Origin of the sequence: Parafrankia sp. EUN1f (assembly GCF_000177675.1) — a bacterium.
GTDB lineage: Bacteria > Actinomycetota > Actinomycetes > Frankiales > Frankiaceae > Parafrankia.
Map to the genome: position 1 here is coordinate 17,954 of NZ_ADGX01000048.1, position 25,092 is coordinate 43,045.

The 25,092-nt window shown below is 70.8% G+C and carries 22 protein-coding genes; 12 read left to right on the forward strand and 10 right to left on the reverse strand.

Translation table 11 applies throughout. The features are described from left to right. Positions 1–58: 58 nt before the first annotated feature. The 10 genes from FREUN1FDRAFT_RS48045 (at position 59) to FREUN1FDRAFT_RS16200 (ending at position 9,969) form a co-directional block, all read left to right on the forward strand. Entirely contained in the window at positions 59–142 is an 84-nt protein-coding gene (locus FREUN1FDRAFT_RS48045) for a putative leader peptide (RefSeq protein WP_369809800.1), read from the forward strand. Between the two features lie 110 nt (positions 143–252). Then, positions 253–1,578, forward strand: a complete 1,326-nt coding sequence (locus FREUN1FDRAFT_RS16160) for an ROK family protein (protein ID WP_006541174.1) — start codon at positions 253–255, stop codon at positions 1,576–1,578. Between the two features lie 225 nt (positions 1,579–1,803). Next, a complete protein-coding gene (locus FREUN1FDRAFT_RS16165) occupies positions 1,804–2,733 on the forward strand; it encodes a TauD/TfdA family dioxygenase (protein ID WP_006541175.1) in 930 nt (309 codons plus the stop codon). Positions 2,734–2,930: 197 nt separating this feature from the next. Continuing rightward, complete coding sequence (locus tag FREUN1FDRAFT_RS16170) at positions 2,931–3,965, forward strand: ABC transporter substrate-binding protein (RefSeq protein WP_006541176.1); 1,035 nt, start codon at positions 2,931–2,933, stop codon at positions 3,963–3,965. A gap of 40 nt (positions 3,966–4,005) precedes the next feature. Next, on the forward strand, positions 4,006–5,025 hold the full coding sequence (locus FREUN1FDRAFT_RS16175; RefSeq protein ID WP_006541177.1) for an ABC transporter permease: 1,020 nt from the start codon (positions 4,006–4,008) through the stop codon (positions 5,023–5,025). Further along, positions 4,998–5,783: an ABC transporter ATP-binding protein gene (locus FREUN1FDRAFT_RS16180; RefSeq protein ID WP_006541178.1), complete on the forward strand. Its 786-nt coding sequence runs from the start codon at positions 4,998–5,000 to the stop codon at positions 5,781–5,783. Before FREUN1FDRAFT_RS16175 ends, FREUN1FDRAFT_RS16180 begins: the two co-directional genes overlap by 28 nt. A gap of 76 nt (positions 5,784–5,859) precedes the next feature. Then, entirely contained in the window at positions 5,860–6,549 is a 690-nt protein-coding gene (locus FREUN1FDRAFT_RS16185) for a DUF4232 domain-containing protein (RefSeq protein ID WP_006541179.1), read from the forward strand. 320 nt (positions 6,550–6,869) lie between these two features. Then, positions 6,870–8,240, forward strand: a complete 1,371-nt coding sequence (locus tag FREUN1FDRAFT_RS16190) for a WS/DGAT domain-containing protein (RefSeq protein WP_006541180.1) — start codon at positions 6,870–6,872, stop codon at positions 8,238–8,240. A 104-nt stretch (positions 8,241–8,344) separates the two neighbouring features. Next, the gene (locus FREUN1FDRAFT_RS16195; protein ID WP_232295221.1) at positions 8,345–9,268 is read left to right on the forward strand and encodes a PHB depolymerase family esterase; all 924 of its coding nucleotides are present in this window, start codon (positions 8,345–8,347) and stop codon (positions 9,266–9,268) included. Positions 9,269–9,486: 218 nt separating this feature from the next. Then, on the forward strand, positions 9,487–9,969 hold the full coding sequence (locus FREUN1FDRAFT_RS16200; protein WP_006541182.1) for a hypothetical protein: 483 nt from the start codon (positions 9,487–9,489) through the stop codon (positions 9,967–9,969). Here FREUN1FDRAFT_RS16200 and mptB read toward each other — a convergent pair. Together mptB and FREUN1FDRAFT_RS16210 are read right to left on the reverse strand one after the other, a co-directional pair. Continuing rightward, entirely contained in the window at positions 9,906–10,544 is a 639-nt protein-coding gene (gene mptB / locus FREUN1FDRAFT_RS16205; protein WP_035951808.1) for a polyprenol phosphomannose-dependent alpha 1,6 mannosyltransferase MptB, read from the reverse strand. The genes FREUN1FDRAFT_RS16200 and mptB overlap by 64 nt on opposite strands. A gap of 199 nt (positions 10,545–10,743) precedes the next feature. Then, the gene (locus tag FREUN1FDRAFT_RS16210) at positions 10,744–11,457 is read right to left on the reverse strand and encodes a TetR/AcrR family transcriptional regulator (protein WP_006541184.1); all 714 of its coding nucleotides are present in this window, start codon (positions 11,455–11,457) and stop codon (positions 10,744–10,746) included. Positions 11,458–11,571: 114 nt separating this feature from the next. On the opposite strand from FREUN1FDRAFT_RS16210, the gene FREUN1FDRAFT_RS16215 reads away from it, so the two are divergent. Further along, complete coding sequence (locus FREUN1FDRAFT_RS16215; RefSeq protein WP_006541185.1) at positions 11,572–13,347, forward strand: MFS transporter; 1,776 nt, start codon at positions 11,572–11,574, stop codon at positions 13,345–13,347. Positions 13,348–13,401: 54 nt separating this feature from the next. Here the strand turns inward: FREUN1FDRAFT_RS16215 and FREUN1FDRAFT_RS16220 are convergent, their stop codons facing one another. From FREUN1FDRAFT_RS16220 to FREUN1FDRAFT_RS16260, 7 genes are all read right to left on the reverse strand, one after another. Beyond that, entirely contained in the window at positions 13,402–14,160 is a 759-nt protein-coding gene (locus tag FREUN1FDRAFT_RS16220) for a YceI family protein (RefSeq protein WP_006541186.1), read from the reverse strand. A 111-nt stretch (positions 14,161–14,271) separates the two neighbouring features. Continuing rightward, positions 14,272–15,987 carry a SulP family inorganic anion transporter gene (locus tag FREUN1FDRAFT_RS16225; protein WP_083828706.1) on the reverse strand — a complete coding sequence of 572 codons (1,716 nt, stop codon included), beginning with the start codon at positions 15,985–15,987 and terminating at the stop codon, positions 14,272–14,274. Between the two features lie 172 nt (positions 15,988–16,159). Beyond that, positions 16,160–17,044: a DUF305 domain-containing protein gene (locus tag FREUN1FDRAFT_RS16230; RefSeq protein WP_035951829.1), complete on the reverse strand. Its 885-nt coding sequence runs from the start codon at positions 17,042–17,044 to the stop codon at positions 16,160–16,162. 119 nt (positions 17,045–17,163) lie between these two features. Beyond that, complete coding sequence (locus FREUN1FDRAFT_RS16235; RefSeq protein WP_006541189.1) at positions 17,164–18,594, reverse strand: FHA domain-containing protein; 1,431 nt, start codon at positions 18,592–18,594, stop codon at positions 17,164–17,166. Positions 18,595–18,846: 252 nt separating this feature from the next. Further along, positions 18,847–19,281 carry a hypothetical protein gene (locus FREUN1FDRAFT_RS16240; RefSeq protein WP_006541190.1) on the reverse strand — a complete coding sequence of 145 codons (435 nt, stop codon included), beginning with the start codon at positions 19,279–19,281 and terminating at the stop codon, positions 18,847–18,849. Positions 19,282–19,308: 27 nt separating this feature from the next. Beyond that, complete coding sequence (locus FREUN1FDRAFT_RS16245; RefSeq protein WP_232295222.1) at positions 19,309–20,790, reverse strand: hypothetical protein; 1,482 nt, start codon at positions 20,788–20,790, stop codon at positions 19,309–19,311. 715 nt (positions 20,791–21,505) lie between these two features. After that, positions 21,506–23,320 carry a glycoside hydrolase family 15 protein gene (locus tag FREUN1FDRAFT_RS16260; RefSeq protein WP_006541193.1) on the reverse strand — a complete coding sequence of 605 codons (1,815 nt, stop codon included), beginning with the start codon at positions 23,318–23,320 and terminating at the stop codon, positions 21,506–21,508. A gap of 352 nt (positions 23,321–23,672) precedes the next feature. On the opposite strand from FREUN1FDRAFT_RS16260, the gene FREUN1FDRAFT_RS46380 reads away from it, so the two are divergent. Then, positions 23,673–24,626: a hypothetical protein gene (locus tag FREUN1FDRAFT_RS46380; protein ID WP_006541194.1), complete on the forward strand. Its 954-nt coding sequence runs from the start codon at positions 23,673–23,675 to the stop codon at positions 24,624–24,626. Here FREUN1FDRAFT_RS46380 and FREUN1FDRAFT_RS16270 read toward each other — a convergent pair. Continuing rightward, positions 24,584–24,781 (reverse strand): hypothetical protein, encoded by a 198-nt coding sequence (locus tag FREUN1FDRAFT_RS16270; protein WP_006541195.1) that lies wholly within the window; start codon positions 24,779–24,781, stop codon positions 24,584–24,586. The two genes, FREUN1FDRAFT_RS46380 and FREUN1FDRAFT_RS16270, sit on opposite strands and share 43 nt — an antisense overlap. Positions 24,782–25,092 lie beyond the last annotated feature (311 nt).

The window sequence follows — 25,092 nt, forward strand, 5'->3', positions numbered from 1 at the left end:
CCCATATCTACACCGAACTTGTTGACAAAGTGGGATGGATGGCCTAGCTTTTCGTCCCATGGGTGAGCACGCGCATCTCGTCGGTCGTGCTCATATCGATCTCCGGCGCGTCGCCAGCGCGCTCTGTCAGACCACGCGCTGACGGCGACGCTTCGCGCCCGCGAACCGCTCGTCACCGGTCGCCCGCCACCCGTCACCTGACCGTGCGGGCGGCCGTCCTTGTAGGGGACGACACGCGCGTAGGAGGTTCCCATGCCCGGTCCGCGCACGAGCTCACCCGCGACGAACCAGCCCGTTGCCAGCTCCGACATCCCCGGCCCCGGCCGCGACGGCCATCGGTCGCGGGGGACGGGCTCGGCCGCGGCGGTTCTGCGCGCGGTGCTCGACCACGGCCCGGTCGCCCGAAGCTTCATCGGCTCCGCGACCGGGCTCAGCCCCGCGGCGGTGTCCCGGCAGACCGCGGACCTGATCTCGCTGGGTGTGCTGCGGGAACTGCCCGCCGCGGCCTGCGGGCCACGTGCGGGCCGGCCGAGCGTGCCGATAGACGTCGACACCGACACGCATCTCGCCTGCGGTGTTCACATCGCCGTACCCATGCTCACCTTCGGCCTGGTGGACCTGCGGGGCCGGACCGTGGCCAGGGAGGAGCTGCCGCACAGCGGTGACGCCGCCGAGTTGATCAATCTCATCGCGCGTGGTCTGCCGCGGTTTCTTCAGCGGCATGCCGGCCGCCGCCGGGTGCTGGGTCTCGGTGTGGTGACCGGAGGGCACGTCGATGGCCGGACCGGCACCGTTGTCGAGCATGAGCCGCTGGGCTGGCGCAACCTCCAGCTGGGGCCACTGCTGGCGGCCCGAACCGGTTTGCCGGTCCGGGTTGACAGCCACGCGCACGCACTGGCCGAGGCCGAGATCCTCTTCGGTGAGCCTCGTGCCCGGTCCAGCCTCGTCCACCTGTTCGTGGGCAACGTGGTGGACGCCGCGATCGCGACCGAGGGTGTGGTCCACCGTGGCCTGCGCTCGGCTGCCGGGGGAGTGGCGCACCTGCCGGTTCCCGGTGCGCGACAGCCCTGCCCGTGCGGGGAGCGCGGCTGCGCGCAGGCGTCGCTGTCGGACCGCGCGCTGCTGGTCAAGGCGGTCGAGCGCGGGATCCTGCCGCGACCGGATCCGATGCTGCTCCAACAGGCGGTCGCGGCGGGCGAACCGGCGGCGGTCGAGCTGGTACGCCGCCGCCTCGGTGACATCGCCAAGGTGGTCGCGACCCTGCTGGACATGCTCGATCCGGAGCTGCTGGTGCTGACCGAGCTAGGGGTGCTTTTCCAGCCCGCGCTGCTGCCGGACCTGTTCGAGGAGATCGTCGCGCATTCCCGTTCGTGCCGGGATCCGGAGCCGGTCGTGCGGCCCAGCAGCTTCGGGGCGGACGTGCTCGCGGTCGCGGCGACGGCGGCTGTGCTGAACTCCGTGCACCGAAGCCCGCGGACGCTGGACGCATTCTCGCGCCATCCAGTTCTCGCTGCCGGGGCGGCCGGGGTGGCTGGCGGGGCTGTACCCGGTCGTATCCCGGAAGCGGCGCTGAAATAATTCCATTCGATCAGAAAACATTGACCTGGGTTGTCCTGCCGTCTGATGATGAATCGGCGGGATGGTTCGCCCCGGAAGGGGTGGGCAGGCCCGCTTCAGGGCGTCGGCCGATAATTTCCAGGTTTCTTTCCGGAGATTTGTTCGGGTGATGCGACGTGCCTTTCTTGTGTGCGTTCCCCTGAAATTCTTTGTTCGCTTCCGCTCGCCGAGAGGGTGAATGTACAGATGGCTGGAGCAGTCCAAAGCATCGGTATCGACGTCAGGCCGCTTTCGGGGTACACCGGAGCAGAGATCCACGGGGTCGATCTGCGGGAGGATCTCGACGACGCGACCATCGCCGAGATCCGTTCCGCCCTGCTGACCTGGAAGGTGGTCTTCTTCCGCGACCAGCACCTGGACCACGCGCAGCAGGTGGCCTTCGGTCGGCGGTTCGGCCGGCTCACCGCGGCGCACCCGCACGAGACCGAGCCGCCCGCGGGTCACCCGGAGATCCTTCCGATCGACAGCCGGCGATACGCGAAGCTCTTCGGTGACCGGCGGAAGGCCACCTACGACAACGGGTGGCACACCGACGTCACCGCGCTGGTCAACCCGCCGGCCGGCTCGATCCTGCGTGCCGACATCGTGCCGCCCTACGGCGGGGACACGGCGTGGACGAACCTGGTCGCCGCCTACCAGGCGCTTCCGGAGCCGCTGCGGGTGCTGGCCGACGGCCTGCGGGCCCGGCACAGCTTCAGCCTGCCGATCTTCGAGGGCGGCGAGTACGGAAGGCGGATCCAGTCGAACCCGCTGGTGGCGATACACCCGGTGGTGCGAGTGCATCCGGAGACCGGTGAGCGCGCGCTTTTCGTGAGCCCGAGCTTCACCGCCCGCGACAACGACATCATCGGCCTTTCGCCCCGTCAGAGCCACCGTGTTCTCGAGCTGTTCTACGAGCAGATCTCGAGGCCGGAGTTCACCGTGCGATTCAAGTGGAACCCCGGCGATGTCGCGTTCTGGGACAACCGGGCCACGGCCCATCTCGGCCCGTCCGACCTCAGCCACCTCGAGTTCGACCGTGTTCTCTACCGGGTGACCATCGAAGGTGATGTTCCGGTCGGCGTCGACGGGCAGGAGTCCGAGCTGGTCGCCGGGGAGCCGTTCCTCGGCAGCTGAGCCGGTGGCGGCCTGAGTCGGCGGCAGCCTGAACCGGCGGCGCCTGACCCGTTCGCCCCGCTGCTTTCCTCCTGTTTTCTCAAGCCTTTCTCTGCTGCATCCCTCCAGCGTTTCTTCCTCCCGTCCTCTCCTTCCGTCGCCTGCCCGGCCGTCGGCATCGAACCGATGCCGACGGCTCCTTCCACCTGGAGAAATTCATGCGCTATCGACGAACCCGCTGGCGGTGGCCGGTGCTGGCCCAGGCCGGCCTGATCGCCGTTCTCGCCTTCGGCTTCGCCGCCTGCGGTGGGGACGACGGCGGTTCCACCGGTTCCACCGGGTCCTCCGGTGGAACCGCCGGAACGCTGCGTATCGGTGACCAGAGCAAGTCGCTGGAGCTGCCGATCACCCTGTCCGGCCAGGGGCAGGGGACGTCCTACAAGCTGAACTGGAACAACTTCGCCGACGGGCCGCACATGAACGCCGCCTTCAGCGCGGACCGGCTCGATGTCGGTTTCATGGGCGACACCCCGGTGCTGTTCGCCAACGCCTCGGACGCCGGTGTGGTCGCGGTGGCCGTCTCGGAGTCGTCCGTGAACTCCCAGACCATCTTCGTGCCGAAGGACTCGGACATCCGCGACCTCGCCGGCCTGAAGGGGAAGCGGATCGCGTTCACGCAGGGCACGTCGCTGCATGGCTATCTGCTCAACCAGCTCGCCTCGGTCGGGCTGGATCAGGACGACGTCAAGGTCGTGAACGTTCCGGCGGCGAGCCTGGTCGCCACGTTCAGCTCCGGCGAGGCGGACGCGGTGGTCTACGTCCGCCAGTACGGTGCGGCCCTCGGCGCGACCGCACGTGAGCTGAAGACCAGCCCGCTGCCGCAGTACTCGGTGCTGCTGGCGGCGAAGGACGCCCTGGCCGACCCGGCCCGCCGCGCCGCGGTGACGGACTTCGTGGTCCGCCTCTCCCGCGCCTCGACCTGGCCCAAGGAGCATCCGGACGAGTGGGTGCAGAAGTACTACGTCGAGACGCTCAAGCAGGACCCGAAGGCTTCGCGCACCTTCTTCGACAGCCTGCCCAGAACCAGGTACACGCCTGTCTCGGACTCGTTCATCGAGAGCCAGCGGGTGCAGGCGAAGCTGCTTTCAGCTGTCGGTGAGCTGCCGACCTCGCTGAGCGTCGACAACGAGATCGACAAGGATTTCAAGCTGGAGCTGCGAGACGCGTTCACCGCCGCGAGCCTGCCGCTGTGAACGGCAGTCAGCCGGGTACCCGGGCGCCGGAGAACACCGGATGGAGGATTCCGTGGCCGAAGTGATCGACGAGGTCGTCCCGCGCGTGGTTGACCGGCCCGCCGGACCCGCGGACCGTGACCGCGCCGGCGACGGCGCCCGCGACATCGGCGGCATCGGGGCTACGGCCCTGGGATTGACGATCGCGGACGTGGCAGCCACAGACACGGCCACGGGTGCGGCCACGGGCGCGGCGGTGCGGCTGGTCTCCGCGTTGGAGGATCCGACCGGGAAACGTCACCGTGCGCGGCGCGCGCGGAGGATTCCGCCCTGGACCCGCCGTCTCGCCGGCCCGGCGCTGCTGCTCGTCGCCTGGTCGCTCGCGACCGGCCTGAACCTGGTCGGGGACCGTGAGCTGGCCCCACCAGGTGATGTGGTCGGCGCGGCGCGGGAGCTGTGGAGCTCGGGCGAGCTCGCGGACAACCTCGCCACCTCCCTGTTCCGGGTTGCCTGGGGCCTCCTGATCGGCGTGGCCCTGGGGCTCGCGCTCGCCGTGGTCGCCGGATTCTTCCGGTTCGGCGAGGATGTCGTCGATTCCGCGATGAACTTCCTGCGCGCGATTCCGGTCATCGCGCTGCTGCCCCTGATCATCGTCTGGATCGGGATCGGCGAAGAGGCGAAGATCTTCCTGATCACGGTTGGTGTGACCTTCCCGATCTATATGAACACCTTCGCTGCGATCCGTGGTGTGGACATCAAGCTCGTCGAGGCGGGAAGGGCTTTCGGGCTCAGCCGCACCGGCCTGATCCGACGGGTGATCATCCCGGGCGCCCTTCCGGGTTTCCTGGTGGGCCTGCGCTGGTCGATGGGTGTCGCCTGGCTGCTCGTGGTGTTCGCGGAGCAGGTCAACACCGACTCCGGACTCGGCTATCTGCTCAACCGTGCCCAGGGCTGGAACCGCACCGACATCATGGTTCTCTGCCTGGTCATCTACGGAATTCTCGGCCTGCTCTGCGACGGCATCGTCCGTGTCCTGGAAAGGAGCCTGTTGTCATGGCGACGCGGATTCACGGGGACCTGACCGCGGACGCCGACACCGACACCGACCCGAGGATCGCGGACGGTGCCGGCGCGGCGGTGCGGGTACGCGGGCTGACCCGGGCGTTCGGTTCCCGTGCGGTCCTCGACGGCCTCGATCTCACCATCGCACCCGGCGAGTTCGTCGCCCTGCTGGGGCGCAGCGGGTCGGGTAAGAGCACGTTGTTGCGGGTCCTCGGTGGCTTCGACGACGAGGTCACCGGCGAGGTGCTGGTCGCGCGCCGGCGGGCGGTGGTCTTCCAGGAGCCCCGGCTGCTGCCGTGGACCCGAGTGCTCGCCAACGTCATCCTGGGCCTGAAGGGGCCCGGTGCGGCCGAGCGCGGGCGTGCCGCGCTCGAGGAGGTGGGCCTGGGCGGCCGAGAACGCTCGTGGCCGGTGACGCTGTCCGGCGGTGAGGCGCAGCGGGTGGCGCTCGCCCGTGCGCTGGTCCGTGAACCGGATCTGGTCATGCTGGACGAGCCGTTCGGCGCCCTGGACGCCCTGACCCGGATCCGGATGCACGCTCTGCTGCACGAGCTGTGCACCCGGCACCAGCCCGCCGTGCTGTTCGTGACGCACGACGTCGACGAGGCGGTCCTGCTGGCCGACCGGATCCTGGTCCTCTCCGAGGGCCGGCTGTCGTTCGAGGCCTCTGTCGAACTGGCGGCGCCGCGGCTGCGAACAGATCCGGCCTTCGCCGCGCTACGCTCCCGGCTGCTGGCCGAGCTGGGCGTTCACGAGCTGGCCGACGCCACGCACTGACCGTCAGGCGCCGACTGTCAGGCCCGGATGGTCACGCGCCGACTCGGCGGTCCACAAGCAGGGTAGGCAGGTCTGCATGCGCACCCCACCAGGCAGGCCTGCCCGTCTCCGGCTCGTCGCCGTGATGTCGCTGGCTGTGTCGATTGCCGCGTCAGTCGCCGGTTGCGGGGACGCGGGCGACTCGACCGACAGCGCGAGCGCCTCCGTACCGACCTCCCCGGGTGCCTCCGCCGCGGTGTCGGTGCCGGCACTGACACCGCCGCCGACGTCGAGCGTGGCCGGTACGGCACCCTCGACCAGCGCTTCGACCGCCGCTTCGGGCGGCGCTTCGGGCGATGTGCCGGCGTGTGCCGCGGCGGGTCTCACCGCCGCCGTGGACGATCTTCAGGGCGCGGCGGGCCACATCTACGGCCGGCTCGTGCTCACGAACACCGGCTCGGCCCCGTGCGTCGTCGCAGGGTTCCCAGGCGTCTCCGTGGTGGACGAGGCGGGACGCCAGATTGGCGCGGCGGCTGACCGGAACGGGCCGTCAGGTGCCCCCGTCACCTTGGCCCCGGGCGGGCGCGCCGGCGCGACCCTGGCCATCACGCAGCCCGGCCTGCTCCCCGGCTGTGAGAGCACCGACGAGACAACCCGGGGAACCCGGCTGCGTGTCTACCCGCCCGACGACCGGGCCAGCCTGCTGGCGGCGGTTCCCGGCGGCGTCCAGACCTGCCGTGATCCGGCGGTCCATCAGCTCACCGTGAGTGCTCTCGAGCCGGTCTGAAGTGTCCATTCACGGGTCGGCTGCCGCCGAGTCACGGGCCGCTGCCGCCGAGCGAGAGCTGTGGCGCCGGGCCGCCTCCGGTGTCGGGAAAGAGCTGAGAATAATGGTCGCCGGAGCGACGAATATCCTCATCTCCTCGAGGCCTGACTTCGGGGCGGGCGGCTCTTCGAGATCCGCCTGTGGGCAGGCGGGGAGCTTTTCGCCCGAGCGGGGTCGGAAGGTTTTGTCGGCTCGCCCGGTACGGTGCCGCGGGTTACCTTTCCGGATGGTCTCCTGTCACCGGATCGCGAGTTCGCCCGCAGAGAGCGAGCGTGGAGCCGATGGACCGCATTCGCCTTCTCAACGCTTTCGACACCGCACTGCTTGAATACCAGCTGCTGCACGCCGATGTGCCGATAAACGTCAACTGCCTGCTTCTGGGGAAGGGCCCGGCGCCTGATATCGAGGTGGTGCGGGGCTTGGTGGCCGAGCGACTGCGCCGGTTCCCGCTGCTCACCGAGCGGCTGGTCTGCGTGCCCGGTCGCCGGGCCCGCTACGGCTGGCGGGCCGACCCGGATGTCGATCTGAACCACCTTGTCCGGGAACACCCGGTGCTCCCGCCGGCATCCGCGGGCGATGGGGCGTCCCCTGCCTCCACGAGCATCCCGGGCGTCGGGTCGGGGTTCAGCGGAACCGCGCTGCATGACTTCGTGGCGCGACGCAGCGACGAGGTCGTGTCGATGGCTGGTCCGCCCTGGCAGCTCTGGCTGCTGCGGTCCGCCGACGACACCGAGTTCGCCCTGCTCTACCGGGCGAGCCACATCCAACAGGACGGCACCGCGAAGAACCTCGTTCTGTCGGCGCTGTTCGGGGTCGGCTCCGATCCGATGGCGTTCGTGCCGCCGCAGCGCCGGGAGGCGGGGCGGGCCCGGTCGAGGGAGGTCGGCGCCGCGGTCGCCCGCTCGTTGCAGTGGCTGGCGCCGACGGCCGGGCCGGCCTCGTTCGCCGCGCCGTGGATCGGGCGGACGATCCACGGCTGGGAGACGACCTCCCTGTCGCTCCTCCGTTCGATCGGGACCCCCGTCGGCGGGACGGTCAACGACGTGTTCCTCGCGGCACTGGCCGGTGCGCTGCGGCGCTGGCCGGGTACCGGCAGGGCCACGGTGGGCCTGCCGGTGGCGATGGCGGTCAGCACCCGCCAGCCTGGGGAGCGCGCGATGCTCGCGAACTTCGTGGCGGGCGCGCGGATCGTCCTGCCGTGTGCCGAGGAGCTGCCCCTTGATCGGCTGCTGGCCGTTCGAGACAGGACGGATCGCCTCAAACAGGGTGGAACGCTCGGGGTGGGTGAGCGGCTGCTCTTCGAGTTCCTGCCGGCCCGGATCCGGCCCCGCCTCTTCGACGCCGGGCTGAGCGGACGCTCCTCCCTGCTGTCGGTCTCGAACCAGGCCGGCGCGCCCGGCCCGCTCGCCCTGGCCGGCCAGCCGATCACGACGGCGGTCCCCATTCCGACGCTGTTCCCGGGGCAGCGGCTCGCCTGCCACCTCAGCGGCCTCGGTGACGCCGTCAGCGTGGGCACCGCGGCGGACGCCGGCCTGCCCGGGGCCGGCGACCTCGCCCGCCTGTGGGCGGAGGAGGTCGGGCTGCTCGACGACGCCGTCCGTGCCCTGCTCGCAGGCAGCGGGCAGTGGACAGCCAACGGGCCGGGACGGTGACTGCCGCGCGCGGCTCGCGGGTCGCGACCACGCCGGCCGCGGCGCTGCCGGTCGCATCTGTGCCGGTCGCGGCTGTGCCGATCACGTCTGTGCCGATCAGGTCTGTGCCGATCACGTCTGTGCTGATCGCGGCCTTGCTGGCCGCTATGGCGCTGGTCGCCGGCTGTCTTCTGCCACCGGCGGCCCGGGCCGACGGTCCCACCCGAGGCGCACCCGGAGATCATGTCGCCCGGCTGTGGCATGCGGGCATCGAGCGGTGGGCCGTGGTGCACGTTCCGCCCACGGCTGGCAGCGGTCCGCGGCCGACGCTGTTCCATTTTCCCGGCATGTTCGAGACCCCGCGGACAGCGGACGACTCCGCTCGGCTGACGTCCTTCGCGGACAAGGCGGGGTACCTGCTGGTGATCCCCGCACACGAGGGGGTCGGCTGGCAGGGCGTGCCAGGCGGCGAGAACACGGCGACCGCGGATGATCCCGGCTTCATCCGTGCGCTGACCGATCTTGTGGTCACCGGCTACGGCGCCGATCCGTCCCGGCTGTACGCCTCGGGGATGAGCAACGGCGGGCTGTTCGCCCAAGCCCTGGCCTGCAGGGGGTCCACTCGGTTCGCGGCGTTCGCCGTCGTGGCCGGGTCGGCGCCCGGAGTGGGCTGCCCGGCCGGGTCCACCGGCCAGCCGCCCCGGACCCCGATGCTGGTCATCCACGGCCAGGACGACAAGATCATAAAGTATTCCCAGGCCGAGGCCGGCGCCCGGTACTGGGCGCTGGTGGACGGCTGTGCTGACACCACCGTCGACACTCCGCTCGCCGACCGGCGTCCCGGCGATGGCACGACGGTGGTCCGGCATGACTTCACGGGCTGTTCGCCGGCCGCTCCGGTGGTTCTCTTCGAGGTTGTGGGTGGCGGTCATATCTGGCCTGGCGGAGCCCCGATGTTCTCGGCGGCGGTTCTCGGGCGCGACACCGGTGACCTGGACGCGAACGACGAGATCTGGCGCTTTGTGGCGCGTTTCAGGCTGCCTGCCTGATCGGTGAGCCTTTTCGATCTCACGGCGTACGGCCGGGGGTGCCGCGGGTCCGAGCCGACGATCGAAAAGGCTCAATCGGGCAGACCACAGGCAGATCACACATACGCTTCGAACGCGGGCGAATCCATCCGCCACGTCGATCAGGCTGGTGGGATCTGCCCGCTGCCTGCCGGCCGCCCGCGGTCTGATCGCCTGATCGCCGAAAGGAACCGTTCTCGATGATGGCAGTCGTGGGAATCACCGGCCACCGTGCCCTTTCGCCCGCCGTCGAGAAGTACACGGTCGCGCGGACCCGTCGGCTGCTCAGTCGCTATCCGTCCGGGGACCTCGTCGGAGTGAGCTGCCTGGCCGAGGGGACCGACAGCATGTTCGCCGATCTGGTGCTCAGCCTCGGCGGTCAGCTCGTCGTGGTCGTGCCCGCCGGCAACTACCGCGACTTCCTGCCTCCGGAGCACCGACCCGTGTACGACCGGCTGTGCGTCGCGGCCAGCCGGGTCGGGAAGCCGCTGGCGCCGGAGGTTGACCTGGAGGCGTTGATGAGCGCCAGCAGGGCGCTGGTCGACGAGGTGGACGAGCTCATCGCGGTCTGGGACGGTGAGCCCGCGCGAGGCTACGCGGGCACGGGTGACGTCGTCGCCTACGCGCGGAGCAGAAACAAGACGGTCCATGTCGTCTGGCCCGCCGGGGTGACCCGGGACTGACCGCCCCGGGGCAGCCAGCCCGTGGTGCGCGTGGTGCGCTGCCTGAAGCGATGACGACCGATCAGACTTCCTCCGGTGAGGGTGTGCACCGCCCGGAACACGGCCAGTGCCAACGGCCCGTACGGCGCCAGCGACGATCGCCACAGCGGGTCGACCGCCGTGATCTGAGGACTGCCGAGCGGCAGCGCGACCGGTGCCGTGCTGTAGGGATCGAGGCTGGTGGCGAGCATCATTCCGTGCGCCGCGTAGCTGTAGACGTCCAGGCTGAGGATGGGTGGGCCGAAGGTGACCGGCGCCATCCAGAGGGCGAGGAGCACCAGGCCGGCCCGCGCGGACAGGCGGTGCGACTCGGCGAGGACGTACGCCCGTACCCAGGCCGCGAGCGTGAGCGCGATCCCGCCGATAAGCAGAGCCGGCAGTACCGACATCGAGTCGGTGCTCACCGGGTTGAGCAGCCCGCCCCAGGTCGTCGGCGGTTCGGCCAGCGGCTGCCGCGCCAGGCGCCCACCGGTGGCCACGACGAGGCAGGAACCGGCCAGGCCGAGGAACGCCACGCCGGCCAGCCCGGGTCGCACGGGTCGCCCGCGAGAACCGCCGCGCGCCTGCGCCCGGCGCGCGGTCCGCATCGATGACACGGAGCGTGCCGGTAATAACGCCCAGGCAGGCACAAGGTCCAGATTAGGCCGATCAAGATGACGCCCCGGCGAAGTCGCCGCGAACACAACCGCTCGCGGGGCTGCCGGTCAGGGAGACCGCCGGATTCAGGTGCCGGGTTCAGGCGTCGGGCTGGTAGGTCCGTTCGATGCCGTCGAGCAGCCAGGTCAGTGCCTGCTCGAACCGCTTCGCCGCGAAGGGGGAGCTCTCGGCCAGCACCCGGGCGAGGTGGGGGAACTCGCCGGAGGCGAGGAGCGCACGCAGTGTGGGGTCGGCGTTGATCCGGCGACGCAGACCACAATGTGGCCGCGGAACGTCGGCCCCGATGGCCCTCGCCGCCAGCTCCTGCGTGGCGCACCCGATGACCAGGTCGTCCACCGCGTGGATGATGGTGCGCTGGGCGGTGGGATCGTCGGTGATCTCGGCCGCGATCGTCAGTACCTGCTCCATGTGGCGGAGCCTGTTGGGCCCGAGGGCGGGGCGCAGCCCGAGCGCGACCGCCCAGGGATGGCGCAGCAGGGATTCGCGGGTCTGCCGCGCGACGCGGGTGAAGCCGGTGCGCCAGTCGGGGCCGGTGTCCTCGACGAGGCACTCGGCGAACTGTGCGTCACGCATCAGCACCAGCAGCGCGTCCTTGTCCTTGACGTGGGTGTAGAGCGACATCGTGCCGACGCCGAGGGTGGCGGCCACATTCCGCATGGACACCGCGTCGAGCCCGTCGGAGTCGGCTATCTCCAGCGCCACGGCGACGATCCGCTCTGGGGAGAGGGTGCCGCGCTGCGCGGCCTGCCGTGGGCAGGCGAGCCTGGTCGAACTGACCTCTGCGGTGCTCATCCCCACCCCGCCTCGACGCTGTCCGGAATTCATTTTGTAGGCGTACAGCGTACGACGTAGGCTCGACCGGTGCACCGTACGGTGTACGGGCACGCATGGCGGGCGGGAGGCGCAATGACGCAGGACGACGAGGCGGAGACTCGGAGCACCGTGATCGGTGACGAGCCCGAAGGTGGGGATTCGTCCTCGGGCGGCGAGCACGTGGGGGACGCGGAGCACGTGGCGGGCGCGGAGCACGTGGCGGACGCGGAGCACGTGGCGGACGCGGAGCACGTGGCGGACGCGGAGCACGTGGCGGACGCGGCCGAGGGCATTGGCGTGGCCAAGGGTACGGCAGCGTCCGAGGGCATCGGTGCGGCCGAGGGCGCGGGAGCGGCTGACGATGCCGGCGCGGGCGTGGTGGCGGCGGCGCGCACTGGTGGCAGCGATCGCCGGGCGCCGGCCTGGGCTGTGCTCGCTGTGTGCTGCCTGGCCCAGTTCATGGTCGTGCTGGACGTCTCGATCGTGAACGTGGCACTGCCGTCGATGCAGACGGACCTGGGGCTGAGCGCGTCCGGCATGCAGTGGGTGGTCAACGCCTACACCCTCGCGTTCGCAGGTCTGCTGCTGTTCGGCGGGCGTGCCGCGGACCTGTTCGGGCGGCGCAGGACGTTCATCACCGGGCTCGCGGTGTTCACTCTCGCGAGCCTCGCGGGTGGTCTCGCCACCAGCGAGGTCACGCTGATCGTCGCGCGTGCGGTGCAGGGGCTGGGTGGGGCGGTGCTGGCGCCGGCCACCCTGAGCGTGCTGATGACCTCGTTCCCGGATCCGCGGGAGCGGACCCGCGCCCTTGGCATGTGGAGCACGACCGCGGCGGGCGGTGGTGCCCTCGGTGCGTTGGCCGGGGGAGTGCTGACCGAGATCGCGGACTGGCGCTGGGTCTTCTTCGTCAACGTCCCGATCGGGGTGGCGCTGGTCGTCGGGTCGCGGGTGGCGCTCACCGAGTCCCGCGGCCAGGCCCGCGGGGTGAAGGATCTCGACATTCCCGGCACCATCACCGTCACCGCGGGTCTGGTGGCGCTGGTCTACGGCATCGTGCGCACCGAGTCCAGCAGCTGGGGCTCACCGGTCACCATCGGTTGCCTGGTCGTCGCCGCGGTCCTGCTCGCCGTCTTCGTGGCCATCGAGGCGCGGACGGCGAACCCACTGGTTCCGCTGGGGGTCTTCCGCCGGCGAGCCCTGCGCTACGCGAACCTGATCATTATGGTCATCGGGACCGTCATGTTCGGGCTGTTCTTCTTCCTCACCCTGTATTTGCAGCGGATTCAGGACATGGGCCCGCTGGAGGCCGGCCTGGCGATGTTGCCCATGCCGATCATGATCATCTGCGGTTCGCAGCTCAGCTCACGGATCATCGGGCGCGTCGGCCCGCGGCCGCTGATCATCATGGGCTCGGGGATCGGGGCGCTGAGCATGGGTTGGCTCGGCGGCCTGTCCGCGGGCGGCTCCTACTGGGCGGAGGTCTTCGGCCCGCTCGTGCTGGTCGGCCTCGGCATGGGCGTGAACATGGTCGCGGTGACCACCGCGGCGACATCCGGTGTGCCGCCGCAGATCGCCGGCCTGGCCTCGGGGCTGCTCAACACCGGCAGGCAGATCGGTGCGGCGGTCGGCCTGGCGGCGCTGACGACCATCGCCGACCATCACACCGACAGCCGTCTCGCTGCCGGTGTGACGCCGGCCGAGGCGCTGACCTCGGGGTATGCGCTTGGTTTCTGGATCGCTGCCGGACTGCTGGTCCTCGCCTGCCTCATCGCGGTGCTCCTGCCGAACGGCCAGGCGGCGGCCGCCCTGGCCGTCTCCGAGCAGCGCCGTGCCGAGCCCGAGCGGATGGAGGTCGCCGCCGAGGCGTGAGCTGTGCGGCCGGCCAGGTGCTGTGAGCTCGGGTAACGCCTGCTCACGTGGGGCTTAGCGGGTCGCCTCGTCGCGCGCGAGCTTCAGCGAGACCTCCATGATTCCGTGGTCCTCGGTCGAGATGCCCGGGATGCTCGGGTTCGGGATGTCGTAGTCCGCGAACGTCACCGGAATCTGGCCGACGACCTGGATCTGGTCGTCGGAGCGCTGGGCCTGCAGGTCCATGGTCACCTCGCGTGGCTTGCCGCGCAGCGTCAGGGTTCCGGTGGCCTTGTATGTGCGCTTCTCGCCCGCGGCCGGCAGCGAGCCGAGATCGACCGGGCTGGTCAGGGTGAACTCCGAGGTCGGGTAGGCGTTGACATCCATGATCCGGTTGCGGAACTGGTTGTCGCGGCGGTCCTCGTCACTGCGCACCGTGGCCATCTTGACCTCGAACGCCGCCGTGGTGAGCTCGTCGTCGGAGATGGTCAGCGTTCCGGAGACGTCCGAGGTGCGGCCCGCCGCCGTGGTCTTCTGGCCGAAGAGGACCTCCTCGACGCGATAGCCGGCCTCGGATCCGTCGGTCACCTTCCAGGTGCCGTCGGCGGCGCCGGGTGCGGTCGAGATGGCGGCGCCGTCTCCGGTGGACGCCGAGCCGCTGCCGGTCGAGGTGCCGGCGGACTGGTCATCGAGCGAGAACTCCTCCGGCGCGTCCTCCTTGATGACGTTGATGTAGAACGCGGTGCCACCAACGACCAGAACGGCGGCGGCCACCACCGCGCCGACGATGAGAAGCGGCCAGCGCCGCTTTCTGTGGGGCGTACTGTCTGCCACCGAGCACCCGCCTTGTCAGGTCCGACTGTCGCTGGCGGCAATGTTGCACATACAACCTGAGTAAAACCTGATGGCGCCGCAACCGGGGCGTGTCATGGCCCTGCGGCCGGCCTATCGGCGCGCGGAGCCCGCATCTGGTCCGCCGTCCGGGGCGTCCCTTTTCCCATCGGATGTCGTGTCGGTCGCGGCCGTGGTCGCCGCCGTGGAGGCGGCTTCGGCGCCCTCGATGCCCTCGGTGCGGTCGGTGCGGTCGGTGCGGTCGGCGCGGTCGGGTGCGGTGGCGAGCGCGGCGGGTTCCGCCGCCGAGAAGCGGGTGAGCATGGTCGCCGTCGCGCCGCTCGCACCCGCGAACCGGACGGTGATCCCGCGGTCGCCGAACTTCTGCCGGACGTCGTCCAGCGCGGCGACTCCGGCGGAGTCCAGGATCTGCACCTCGGACAGGTCGATGGCGACCCGCGCCGGGTCGTGGGCGTAGTCGAAGGCCGTCACCAGATCGTTCGAGGACGCGAAGAACAGCGGGCCGCTGACGGCGTAGATCCGTTCGCCGCCCTCCGGGTCCAGAACGCTCGTGACCTTGGTGAGGTGGGCGACCCGGCGGGTGAACAACAATGCCGACAGCACCACCCCGACCAGCACGCCGTAGGCGAGGTTGTGGGTCGGTACGACCACCGCCACGGTTGCCACCATCACCAGGGTCTCGGAGCGTGGCATGCGCCGCAGGGTGGCCGGGGCCACGCTGCGCCATTCGAAGGTCATCACCGAGACCAGGATCATGACTGCGACGAGAGCCGACATCGGGATCACACCGACGATCGCCCGCAGCGGGACCACCAGCAGGAGCAGGAAGGCACCCGCGGAGAACGTGGAAAGCCTGGTCCGTCCGCCCGAGGAGACGTTGACCATCGTCTGGCCGATCATGGCGCAGCCGGCCATGCCCCCGAAGAACCCGTTGACGATGTTGGCGATCCCGAGGCCCCAGGACTCCCGGTTCGCGTCGTGGGTGCTGTCGGTCATCCGGTCGACGATCTGCGCCGTGAGCAGTGTCTCCAGCAGGCCGACGGCGGTGAGCGTGACGACATACGGGCCGATGATCCGCAGTGTCTCCCAGGTCATCGGCACCGACGGGAGCCCCGGGACGGGCAGCGAGCTGGGCAGGCTGCCCTCGTCCCCGACCGTGGGCACCGAGAGGTCGAAGGCGACCGTGGTCAGCGTCAGCAGCGCCACCGCCACCAGCGGTGGCGGGACGGCCCGGGTCAGGCGGGGAACGACGAGCAGGATGGCCAGGCCCGCGACCACCAGCGCGTACACCGCGGGGGACTCGCCGAGCACGTGGGGCATCTGCGCGGTGAAGATCAGGATCGCGAGCGCGTTGACGAAACCGATCATCACGGTGCGGGGCACGAAGCGCATCAGCCGCGCGACGCCCAGGCGGCCGAGGACGAACATCGTCACACCGACACAGATCGTGGTCGCCAGCAGGTAGTCCAGGCCGTGGTCGCGCACCAGCGGAGCCGCGACCAGCGCCATCGACCCAGCCGCCGCCGAGATCATCGCGGGCCGCCCGCCGGTCACCGCGATGACCACCGAGATCGTGAAGGAGGCGAACAGGCCGACCTTGGGATCCACCCCGGCGACGACCGAGAACGAGATCGTCTCGGGGATGAGCGCCAGCGCCGTGACCAGGCCGGCGAGCAGCTCGATCCGGATCACGCGCGGCCTGGGCCAGGCAAGCCCGGACAACCGTGCCCGCGTGCGTGACCCTGCCCGCGACCGTGCCCGCGCGAGAAGCGGGAGACGGGCGGCCGGCGAGGGCTGGCCCAGGGACATGTCAGGCACGCTGAGGGTCTCACACCGTAGGGGAGGAGGGACCGGTCGCCGGGCGTCGGTCCGTGCGGCGGCGCGCCCGGATCGGAAGCGGGTGCCCAACTCTTCCGGTAGGTCAGATATGACGATACAAAGTGCCCGCAAAACGGGTGGACGGGCCCTCCGCGCGGCCCGCTCAGGCCCGGGGCGCGCCGAGACGCTCGAGGTCAGCCTGCATCTGGGTGATCTCCCTGTCCTGGTTGCCGACCATCACCCGAGCCAGTGTGCGCACCTTGTCGCTGTCGGCGTGCAACCAGGCGTACTGGGCCATCTCGATGCCACCGCGGTGGTGGCGGATCATCAGGGTCAGGAACTGGATGTCGAGATCCCGGCCGCTCGCGGCCGCCAGCCGGGCGAGCTCGGCCTCGCTCGCCATCCCCGGCATCCGGACCGACGTGTCGGCGGAGCCGGCGTCCGTGGCACCGGCGTCAGCCTCGGCGCCGGTGCCCATGCCCATGCCCTCGTGCGCGCTGTGGCCGCCGTCACCGGTGGCGCCGCTGTCACCGGCCATCCAGGCCATGGGCTCGCGGGCGGAGGTCTCGGTACGGCCCCAGCCCGACAGCCAGGTGGCCATGATGCCGATCTCCCGCTGCTGGCCCAGGGCGATGTCCTGCGCCACACTGCGGATCGCGGCGTCGCCGCCGTGGCTGAACTCGACCATCGCCATCTGCACGGCCTGCGAGTGGTGCTCGGACATGTCCCGGGCGAAGCCGACGTCGACCGAGCTGTCGGCCGGCGGCCGGTCGATCAGCGCGCGGATGCCGGCGCCGGCGGCGAGCAGACCGACGACCGCGAAGAGGACGAGCGGAGTCCACCACAGCCGGACCCAGACGGGTGCGCGGTAGTCGGCGGCCACGGAACCAGCCGCGGTGCCGGCCGCGGAATCCGTCGCGGGATCGGCCGGCAGGTCAGCCACCGGTCCTTCGGCGCCGGTGACCTCGGAACCCTCGGTCACTCCGTCGGTGGTGTTGCTCGCTGGTGGCATGGCGGACGCGCCTCGGTCCTCGTCGGCTCGGTTCATCGCCATCCAGTGTGACCCATGGGCGGGCATGGGTGACGGGCGAAGCGCCAGGAGCGCGCCAGGTCACCCGGCCCGTGGCGGGCGGGCCGACGGCCTGCCTGCCACGGGCCGGACGGCCCTCAGATCTGGATGTGCGAGTTGAAGACGAACGTCCGCTTGCCGACCTGCACCCGGGTACCGGGCACGAGGGGCGCGGGCTGGTGCGGGCTCAGCGGAGTCCACACCGTCGCCTCCGGCGGGGCGATGTAGGTCCCGTTCGCCGATCCACGGTCGGTGATCACGGCGTCCCACCCGTTCAGCGTGATGACGGCGTGCACCCGGGACACCGCGCTCTCACCGTCCTCCACGGGCAGCGGCCGGGCGTTGCCCGCGCGCACCGCCTCGTCCCGGTCGGGCTGGCGCCCGATGACCAGGTCCATGTCGACGTTGACGGTCTGCCCGTCGTCGAACACCAGGACGCCGACGGGCGGGCGCGGGCCGAGGACCGTCCGGTTCGTCTGCTGGGCCAGGGAGATGCCGCATTCCGCGCAGTACGGCGCCAGCGGGTGGTTGAAATGACCGTGGGCGCACAGGATGCCCTCGACCTGCGGCTGCGCCGCGTCGGGCAGCATCGTCGCGGCGTCGTCGTCCTCGATCAGATCCGACACCGTGAAGCTCTGGTCACCGGGCAGCTGGGTGACGGCGTCCTGGTCGTCGTCCAGGTCGTCGGTGAGATCGTCGTGCCGCTGCCGGCGTGCGAGCAGCTCGTGATCCGAGAGCGCGGTCGGGGGATCCTCGTCGAGCTCGTCGAAGTCCGCCGCCTGTGTCGGCTCGGCCGCCGCGACGAGCCTGCGGTGGACCTCGTCGTCCTGGCTGCGCAGCGGGATCAGCGGGGGCGGTGCGGTCGACAGCGGGTCGGGCAGCCGGGTGCCCGGAGTGGGGATGGGGGCGGCCCCCGTCATCGGCTCGCGCGGTGAGTCGAACCCGGCGAGGAAGCCGTCGGCGCCCGCGGCGGCGGAGGACGCGGCCAGCGGGCTGGCGTCGGCCGAGATCAGGCTCACCCCGATGCCGGGCACCGCGCCGATCCGCAGATCCAGTGGGAAGCCGAGGTCGTCGAGACCGGTGAAGCCGGGGCGGGGCGCGCCGTGCAGCGTGTCGGCGGGGCCGATGTCCACCCGGGAGATCTCGGCTGGCAGCAGGCGGTCGACCCAGATCGCGGAGTCCATGCCGGAGAGGGCGACCGGCGTGGGGCCGGTGGCGACGACGTCCATGGCTCCGTGGATGAGCACGAGGATGCGGTTGTTGGACGTCGTGAGCAGGCCGAAGGCGGGCACGCGCTCGGCCTCGGTGTTGAACAGCAGCGCACCGGCCTGGCGGACGAGCGCGGTACCCGTCGCGCTGACCTCACCGGCGGCGTCCGCGCACAGGGCGAGCAGCCGCTTGGTCGTCTCGATGGTCTCGGGCCGAGCCACGGAGGCGACGACAAGCACACCGGGCAGCCTTACGACCACGCCCGGCTGCCCACTGTTGCCTGCCCCGACCACGACCCGGAAACGGTCTAGTCCCGCCATTGCCTCGCCCTTCGCCGCTTACCCGCGTGGTGCAAACGGTACCGATCTTCAGACTAGCGGCACCCGCGCGCGTCGTACGGTACTTATCCTGCCGCGTTGACCGCCGCGGGAACCCGATATGTCTCTTCTGCACGCTCGGTCGGGCCGTCTGCGCGGCCCGGCGGGCCGCCGTGGTAGCGCGACCTGGCCGGGCGCGACGTAATCGCCAGAGCACCTGAAGGATCACATTTGTGGAGGTCGACCGGAGGGCGGTCAGAGCAGGCGCCCACCGTGGAAGCGCCACCGCAGGAACGGGACGCGCATCGGGCCGTTCGCGCAGAGCCACACACCGACCCAGACGACCCCGAAGTGGATCACGAAGGCGCTGCCCGCCAGCCCGGCCGCGCCCGGTACCGCGTCCGCCCGCACCGCCAGCCAGACCAGCAGTCCCTCGTTCAGGGCTGTGAGCAGGCCGAACATCGTCGGCCAGTCCTTCTCCCACCGGAACTGCTGCAGGCCGTGGTAAGCGAGCTCCCAGCCCAGCCCGAGAAGGGCGACGGCGAACAGCACGCCGAAACTCGCCCGGTAGGCGGTGCCGAGGGGCGCGTCGACGGGCAGCAAAGGAGTGACCAGGACTGTCAGAACAACACCGACAGTGGCGAGCAGGAACAGCCGGGTCTGAAGTCGTCCGGCCAGTGTCGGCACCATGTTCGATTTCTCCGATCGGGTACGACGTCAGACCGGCTGGTTGCGCATCCAGCGCGCCCATTGGGACACCGAACGTGCTACACCCAGGTGGGGTACGAATCCCTGCGAAGCCAGGTCGTCACAGATTTCCTGGGCGGCGATCTGCAGTCCCAGGAAGGTGTCCACGCCCGGGAAGTAGCCACCGAGGGTCGCCGCGCCCGACGCATAGAGGCGGCCCGGGCCGCTGCGCGTGCCGCGGACCTCGAAGGTCCGTTCCACATCGAGGCGCCCGAGCGGGTTGTGGCCGGCGCCCGAGTGGTCGAGCAGGTCCGCCAGGACCCGGTGCTCCCGGATGTCCGCGACGAGACCGGTGGCGTCGATGACGTAGGCCGCCGGGATCTCCAGCATCCCGTCGGCGGTGCGGACGCGGGTGACCACCGTCCCATCCGTTCCGGGGGCGAGCCGTTCCACCTCGCCGACCCTGGTGACGTACCACCCCTCGTGCCGGCCGCGGGCGAGCTGGGCCTGCCACCGGCGCCGCCGGGGGGTGTTCGTCCCGCCGATCGTGTCGTAGAGCGCCTTGCGCTCGTCGCCTTCGAGCGTTCGCATGCGGGCCTTGAGCTGGCCGCCCCAGACCGACTTGGGATAGTTGAAGCCCTGGTAGGCCCACCCGTCGCCGCCGCGGCGGCGCATGAACACGCTCGGGCCGTGGGAGCCTCGGACGTAGGTCCGGAACAGGTGGACGATGTGCGTCCCGGCCTGGTGCCGGTCGCGGTCGGTGATCAGTCGGTCCAGAATGCGTGAGGCGACGATGCCGGCTCCGTGGACGACCACCGTCGCCGGCCGTCGGATGAGCTCGTCGTAGACATGCTCGTGGGGCTCATAGGCGTTGACCACCCGCCGGACGTCCCCGTAGCGGGACCGGTACTCCTGCAGGTCCGGAAGGAACTTCAGGCCCGGGTAGCCGACGCCCAGATGGACGTGCTGGCTGCGGAACGCCACCCGGCGGGTCGGGGCGTGGCCCTTGGGCGGTGTGATGATCGTCAGGTAGCCGCCACCGGCACGGCGGCGCACCATGCGCACCTGACCGGAGACCAGCATCTCCCGGTAGGAGATCCGGTCCGCCTCCCGCGCCATGCTTTCGAAGACCGCGCCGATTCTCGGGGTGAAGTAGTCCGAGAGCACCGGCTCGGTGGCCACCTGCCACAGCGGCGCGAGAAAGCCCCGCAGGCTGCGGGCGGCGAACGCCTCGCGCACGGCATAGGACGGGAAGGCCCAGATGTTGTCCGGGGTCGACCCCGAATCCGAACGAATTCGCTCGTGGTCGGGGATCTGGGACACCCGGGTCAGGTAACGGTAGGTCTGCCACGGGTGGTCGATGTTGGAGAGCACCCGGATCGCCGAGGTCGGAGCCCCCGCGATGCGCAGATAGTCCACCAGGACGAACGAGCCGATCCCGCCACCGACCGTGACCAGTGACGTGTCGTGGACGGGGATGCCCGCCTCGGCCAGCATGCGGTCCGTCCACACCGACGTCTCGAGCAGCTGGGGAGTGAGGTCACCGCGGACGGGCGGCTCGCCGACCCGCGCAGGTGCGGGCGCAGGAGCGGGAGGGGGCGCGGGAGCGGGTGCCGGCGGCGCGGCCGGGCGAGGTGGCGGCGGAACCGGACGAGCCGGACCTGGCGTCGGCCCTGACCGAGCCGGCTGGGTCGGGGTACGTGCGCCCCGCCCGGGCGGCGGGGCGGGGCGGGTGTGGCCCGGCGGAGCCCCGGGCGTAGCCGAGCCGCCGAGCACGGCCGTGGCCCCGTCGACAGCATCGTCGGAACCACCCTGGGAACCACCGTGGGGACCACCCTGGGAACCACCGGCCGGACCACTGCCGAAACTGCCGTGGCGCGGATCCCGGTCGCCGGGAAAGTGCGCGCGGTTCACCCTTGGGCCTCCTCGGTCCGACGCGTCCAGCCGGCGGACCGGCGCCTGCCGGGCATGAGCGCACCGCCCGACCGGGATGTCACGATAGGTGACCTCACCGCGGAATCCGGCGAGATGTCCGTGGTAAGACAACACGCGGGCCCGGTCATGCACGCCGGCCGCGCGGTCCGTCCCGGGTAACGCTGCGGGCCGCGATCGCCACCGCTCGAAGATCATGGGATTTTCGTCGTCCTGACGACCACGATCCTCAGGCCTTGTCTGGTCGCAACGGTTGTCCGAGGTGCGGTCTGAGGCCGCTCCGAGGTGCAGGACGCTAGGGGAGTGCGCGGTCCAGATGGATCGCCGCGCTGATCAGCGCCAGGTGGGTGAACGCCTGCGGGAAGTTGCCCAGGGCTTCACCGGACGGACCGATCTCCTCGGCGTAGAGGCCCACGTGGTTGGCGTAGGTGAGCATCTTCTCGAAGACCATGCGGGCCTCGGTGATGCGGCCGGCCCTGGTCAGCGCCTCCACGTACCAGAACGAGCACAGGTTGAACGTGCCCTCGTCGCCGGTGATGCCGTCGCTGCCGTCCGCGGCATAGCGCCGGACCAGGCTGTCGCTGACGAGCTCGGTGCCGACCCGGTCCAGCGTCGAGAGGAACCGGGGGTCGGTGGGGCCGGAGAACTTCACCAGCGGCATGCACAGCAGCGAGGCGTCCAGCCGTGGTGAGCCTGGGAACTCCATGTAGGCGCCGTTGCGCGGGTCCCAGGCCTCGTTCTGGACGAAGCGGTAGGCCCGGCCGGCGTGCTCCTTCCAGTCGCCCGTGGGGCCGGGCAGGCCGCGCTGCCGGGAGATCCGGCACGCCCGCTCGAACGCCACCCAGGTCATGACGGCGGAGTAGGTGAACCGTTGCCGCCCGCCACGGGTCTCCCAGATCCCCTCGTCGGGCTGCTCCCAGTGCCGGCCGAGCCAGTCGAGCTGGCGCCCGAGCGCCTCCCAGAGCTGGAAGGAGATCGGGACCCGCTTGTTGTACAGGTAGACCGAGTCCATCAGCTCGCCGTAGATGTCCAGCTGGAGCTGGTCGGCGGCGCCGTTGCCGATCCGGACCGGCTTCGAGCCGCGGTAGCCCGCGAGGTGGTCCAGCACGATCTCGTCCAGGTTGGCGTTGCCGTCGACGCTGTAGAGCACGCGCAGCCCGCGGCCCGGCGGTGCCTCCTTGCAGCGTTGTTCCAGCCAGTCCATGAAGGCCGCGGCCTCGTCGGTGAAACCGAGGGCCATCAGCGCGTAGGTGGTGAACGCGGCGTCGCGGATCCAGGTGTAGCGGTAGTCCCAGTTGCGCACCCCGCCGAGCTCCTCCGGCAGGGAGGTGGTCGGGGCCGCGATGAGTGCCCCGGTCGGGCGGTACACGAGCAGCTTCAGGACCAGGGCGGACCGCAGCACCATCTCCCGCCAGCGACCCTGGTAGCGGCCCCTTCGCAGCCAGGTCTGCCAGTACGACAGCGTCCGGGCGAACATCTCGTCCGCCTCGCCGGGCGCGAGCGGCCGGATCCGCGAGTTCCACTCCAGCACGATGTCGGACGTCTCGCCCATGGCCAGCTCGAACGCGCAGGTGACCGCGGTGCCCTCCAACCGCAGCGGCAGGGCCGTACGCAGGACGAGGGTGCCGGCGGCCGACTCGAAGACCGCCCCGGCCCCGGGAACCAGGGTCACCGTGTGCGACGCCCGTCCATAGTCGAAACGAGGGTCGCAGCGCAGGTTGAACCCGGCGGTGCCGCGCACGGCGCGTGCCTGCCGGACGATCACGTGTGGCGTCTCGGTGAGGTCGTTGTCGACCGGAACCATGAAGTCCACGACCTCGCCCACCGAGTGCGGGGTGAGGAAGCGGGTCAACAGGACGTTGGAGTCCGGCAGGTAGAGCTGCTTGGCTTTCGACCGCGAGCAGTGGATGCGGAAGGAGCCGCCGCGGTCGGCGTCCAGCAGGCTCGCGAAGACGGACGCACCGTCGAAACGCTGCGGGCAGTACCAGTCGATCGTGCCGTCCGTGGCGACGAGGGCCACGGTGCGCAGGTCGCCGATGACCGCGTGTTCCTCGATCGGCGGGTAACCGCTCGGTGGGTAGCTGCTTGGTGGATGGTCGGATCCGGGCATGCAGTTCTCCGCGCGTGGGAGGTCCGGGCGTGGCCGGAGCGGCGGGCGGGTGCGGGAGGTCCTCGGTCCACATCGGCGGGGTCAGCCGAAGGTACCTCGCCCGGGTGGCCGAACCACCCGGCATGCCGGGACGGATGGGGGCGCCGAAGGTGCCGCCGACTACCCGATGGGGTTGTCGGTCGTGCCGGCCCGCGGCCGGGGCGCACAACCGCGCGGAATCACCTGAAATACCTGTTCTGACAGTGAAGTCGCCCTTGGGCGATCTTGATGTGGTGTGGTGTCGTGCCGGCGTGGCGGTGTTGCCCGGGGTCTCGGGTATCCAGGCCCGGAGCGCGCACCCTACGATCGCCGCATGACCAAGCAGTGGCCGACCATCGCGGACGGTCGAGCCGGCCTTGTCATGTTCGCTCGCGGCGACCGGGTCTTCCCGGTGGATGACCTTGGCGGTGGAGTGTGGTCCCGGCGTGGGACCGTGCTGTCGGTTCATCCGGTGCAGTGGCAGGAGGCGCCGGCGGCGGAGGACGGCGTTCGTGTCGACGCCATGCCGGTGGCCACGTCGCCGTGTGCCCGCGCGACCGTGCTGTGGGACGACGGGTCCGCGGAGGTGCTGGCGGAGGACAAGCTCTGCCTGGTCTATGACCAGGAGGCGCCGATGGGCCTGCGTGTCGTCACGATGCAGATGAGCCAGCCCTGCGACGTCGTCGATCACGGCGGGCAGGTGGTGCTGGTGCTGCGCGAGGGGCTGCTCGCCCCCGAGGCGCTGGGGGCGCTGCGCAGCGCGCTCAGCCGGGTGCGGGCCGCTCTCACGCCAGGCAACTCCGACGCGGCCTCGCTGGCCGAGCTGCGCCGCCGAGATCTCCAGCTGCTCAACGCGCTGATCGCGGAGCTCACCGGGCCCGACCACGCGAAGGCATCGCCGTCGGCGCAGCCCGGCCAGGCGCAGCCCGGCCAGACCCAGCCAGGCCAGACCCAGCCAGGCCAGGTACAGCCAGGCCAGGTGAGGCCGAATCAGAGTTCGCCGATCCAGAGTCCGCCCGTACCGGCCCGCCCCGGCCGACCGGCCAGCGCACCGGTGGCCGGAAACGGGATCGCGGTCGTCGGCTCCGACTTCACCGTCGCGTCAGCGGCCCGGCACACCCTGCCGGGCCCGCCAGGCTCCGACGCCGTCGTCGTGGCGTCGGCGGGCGGGCCAGGTGCGCCGGAGCGTCGCCCGGAGCTGCGAACGGACGCGGTTTTCGGGCGCCCCGACGGCGCCAGGAGAAATCAGGACGTCGAGTACGGCCCCGGGCGCACTCCCGGGCCATAGGCGTTGCCGTTCATGCCCGCGCGCGGCTGCTCGGTCATGGCCTGGCTGACCTTCGACGCGATGGCTTCGGTGAGCCGGATCGCCTGGGTGAGCGAGAGGTTCAGGACGATCTCGCTGTCATCGGTCATCGCGAAGCGTACCGACACATCCGCCATGGTCTTTCCTCCCAGTTCGGGTCCCCCGGACACCCGTGGCCGGTGGCCGATCGTGCCGCGGGGACCCGTCTGGGCATCCCCGTCGTTGCGGCCAAGGGACGCGGTGACCGATCCACGATCCCTGATCGGGTTGTCGGCTCGTTCGTGACCCCCCTCTTTCTCGGGTGAGGCGATGCTGCTAGTCGCGGACGGCATGGACTTTCGGTGACTTCCCATGGTTGAAAGCGTCTCCCCCGTGTCGACCCGATTCAGCCGGTGTCATCTCTGGGTGATGCTCCCACTTCGGGGCGTTGCCGGCACGGCGGCGAGTT

Excerpts from the sequence above, each read along its gene's own strand:
- FREUN1FDRAFT_RS16225 (WP_083828706.1), bottom strand. The coding sequence starts at position 15,987 with ATGTCCCTGGGCCAGCCCTCGCCGGCCGCCCGTCTCCCGCTTCTCGCG.
- FREUN1FDRAFT_RS16235 (WP_006541189.1), bottom strand. The coding sequence starts at position 18,594 with ATGGCGGGACTAGACCGTTTCCGGGTCGTGGTCGGGGCAGGCAACAGT.
- FREUN1FDRAFT_RS16260 (WP_006541193.1), bottom strand. The coding sequence starts at position 23,320 with ATGCCCGGATCCGACCATCCACCAAGCAGCTACCCACCGAGCGGTTAC.
- FREUN1FDRAFT_RS16180 (WP_006541178.1), top strand. The coding sequence starts at position 4,998 with ATGGCGACGCGGATTCACGGGGACCTGACCGCGGACGCCGACACCGAC.
- FREUN1FDRAFT_RS48045 (WP_369809800.1), top strand. The coding sequence starts at position 59 with ATGGGTGAGCACGCGCATCTCGTCGGTCGTGCTCATATCGATCTCCGG.
- FREUN1FDRAFT_RS16190 (WP_006541180.1), top strand. The coding sequence starts at position 6,870 with ATGGACCGCATTCGCCTTCTCAACGCTTTCGACACCGCACTGCTTGAA.
- FREUN1FDRAFT_RS16160 (WP_006541174.1), top strand. The coding sequence starts at position 253 with ATGCCCGGTCCGCGCACGAGCTCACCCGCGACGAACCAGCCCGTTGCC.
- FREUN1FDRAFT_RS16270 (WP_006541195.1), bottom strand. The coding sequence starts at position 24,781 with ATGGCGGATGTGTCGGTACGCTTCGCGATGACCGATGACAGCGAGATC.
- FREUN1FDRAFT_RS16170 (WP_006541176.1), top strand. The coding sequence starts at position 2,931 with ATGCGCTATCGACGAACCCGCTGGCGGTGGCCGGTGCTGGCCCAGGCC.
- FREUN1FDRAFT_RS16215 (WP_006541185.1), top strand. The coding sequence starts at position 11,572 with ATGACGCAGGACGACGAGGCGGAGACTCGGAGCACCGTGATCGGTGAC.
- FREUN1FDRAFT_RS16210 (WP_006541184.1), bottom strand. The coding sequence starts at position 11,457 with ATGAGCACCGCAGAGGTCAGTTCGACCAGGCTCGCCTGCCCACGGCAG.
- FREUN1FDRAFT_RS16200 (WP_006541182.1), top strand. The coding sequence starts at position 9,487 with ATGATGGCAGTCGTGGGAATCACCGGCCACCGTGCCCTTTCGCCCGCC.
- FREUN1FDRAFT_RS16240 (WP_006541190.1), bottom strand. The coding sequence starts at position 19,281 with ATGGTGCCGACACTGGCCGGACGACTTCAGACCCGGCTGTTCCTGCTC.
- FREUN1FDRAFT_RS16175 (WP_006541177.1), top strand. The coding sequence starts at position 4,006 with ATGGAGGATTCCGTGGCCGAAGTGATCGACGAGGTCGTCCCGCGCGTG.
- FREUN1FDRAFT_RS46380 (WP_006541194.1), top strand. The coding sequence starts at position 23,673 with ATGACCAAGCAGTGGCCGACCATCGCGGACGGTCGAGCCGGCCTTGTC.
- FREUN1FDRAFT_RS16165 (WP_006541175.1), top strand. The coding sequence starts at position 1,804 with ATGGCTGGAGCAGTCCAAAGCATCGGTATCGACGTCAGGCCGCTTTCG.
- FREUN1FDRAFT_RS16185 (WP_006541179.1), top strand. The coding sequence starts at position 5,860 with ATGCGCACCCCACCAGGCAGGCCTGCCCGTCTCCGGCTCGTCGCCGTG.
- FREUN1FDRAFT_RS16230 (WP_035951829.1), bottom strand. The coding sequence starts at position 17,044 with ATGAACCGAGCCGACGAGGACCGAGGCGCGTCCGCCATGCCACCAGCG.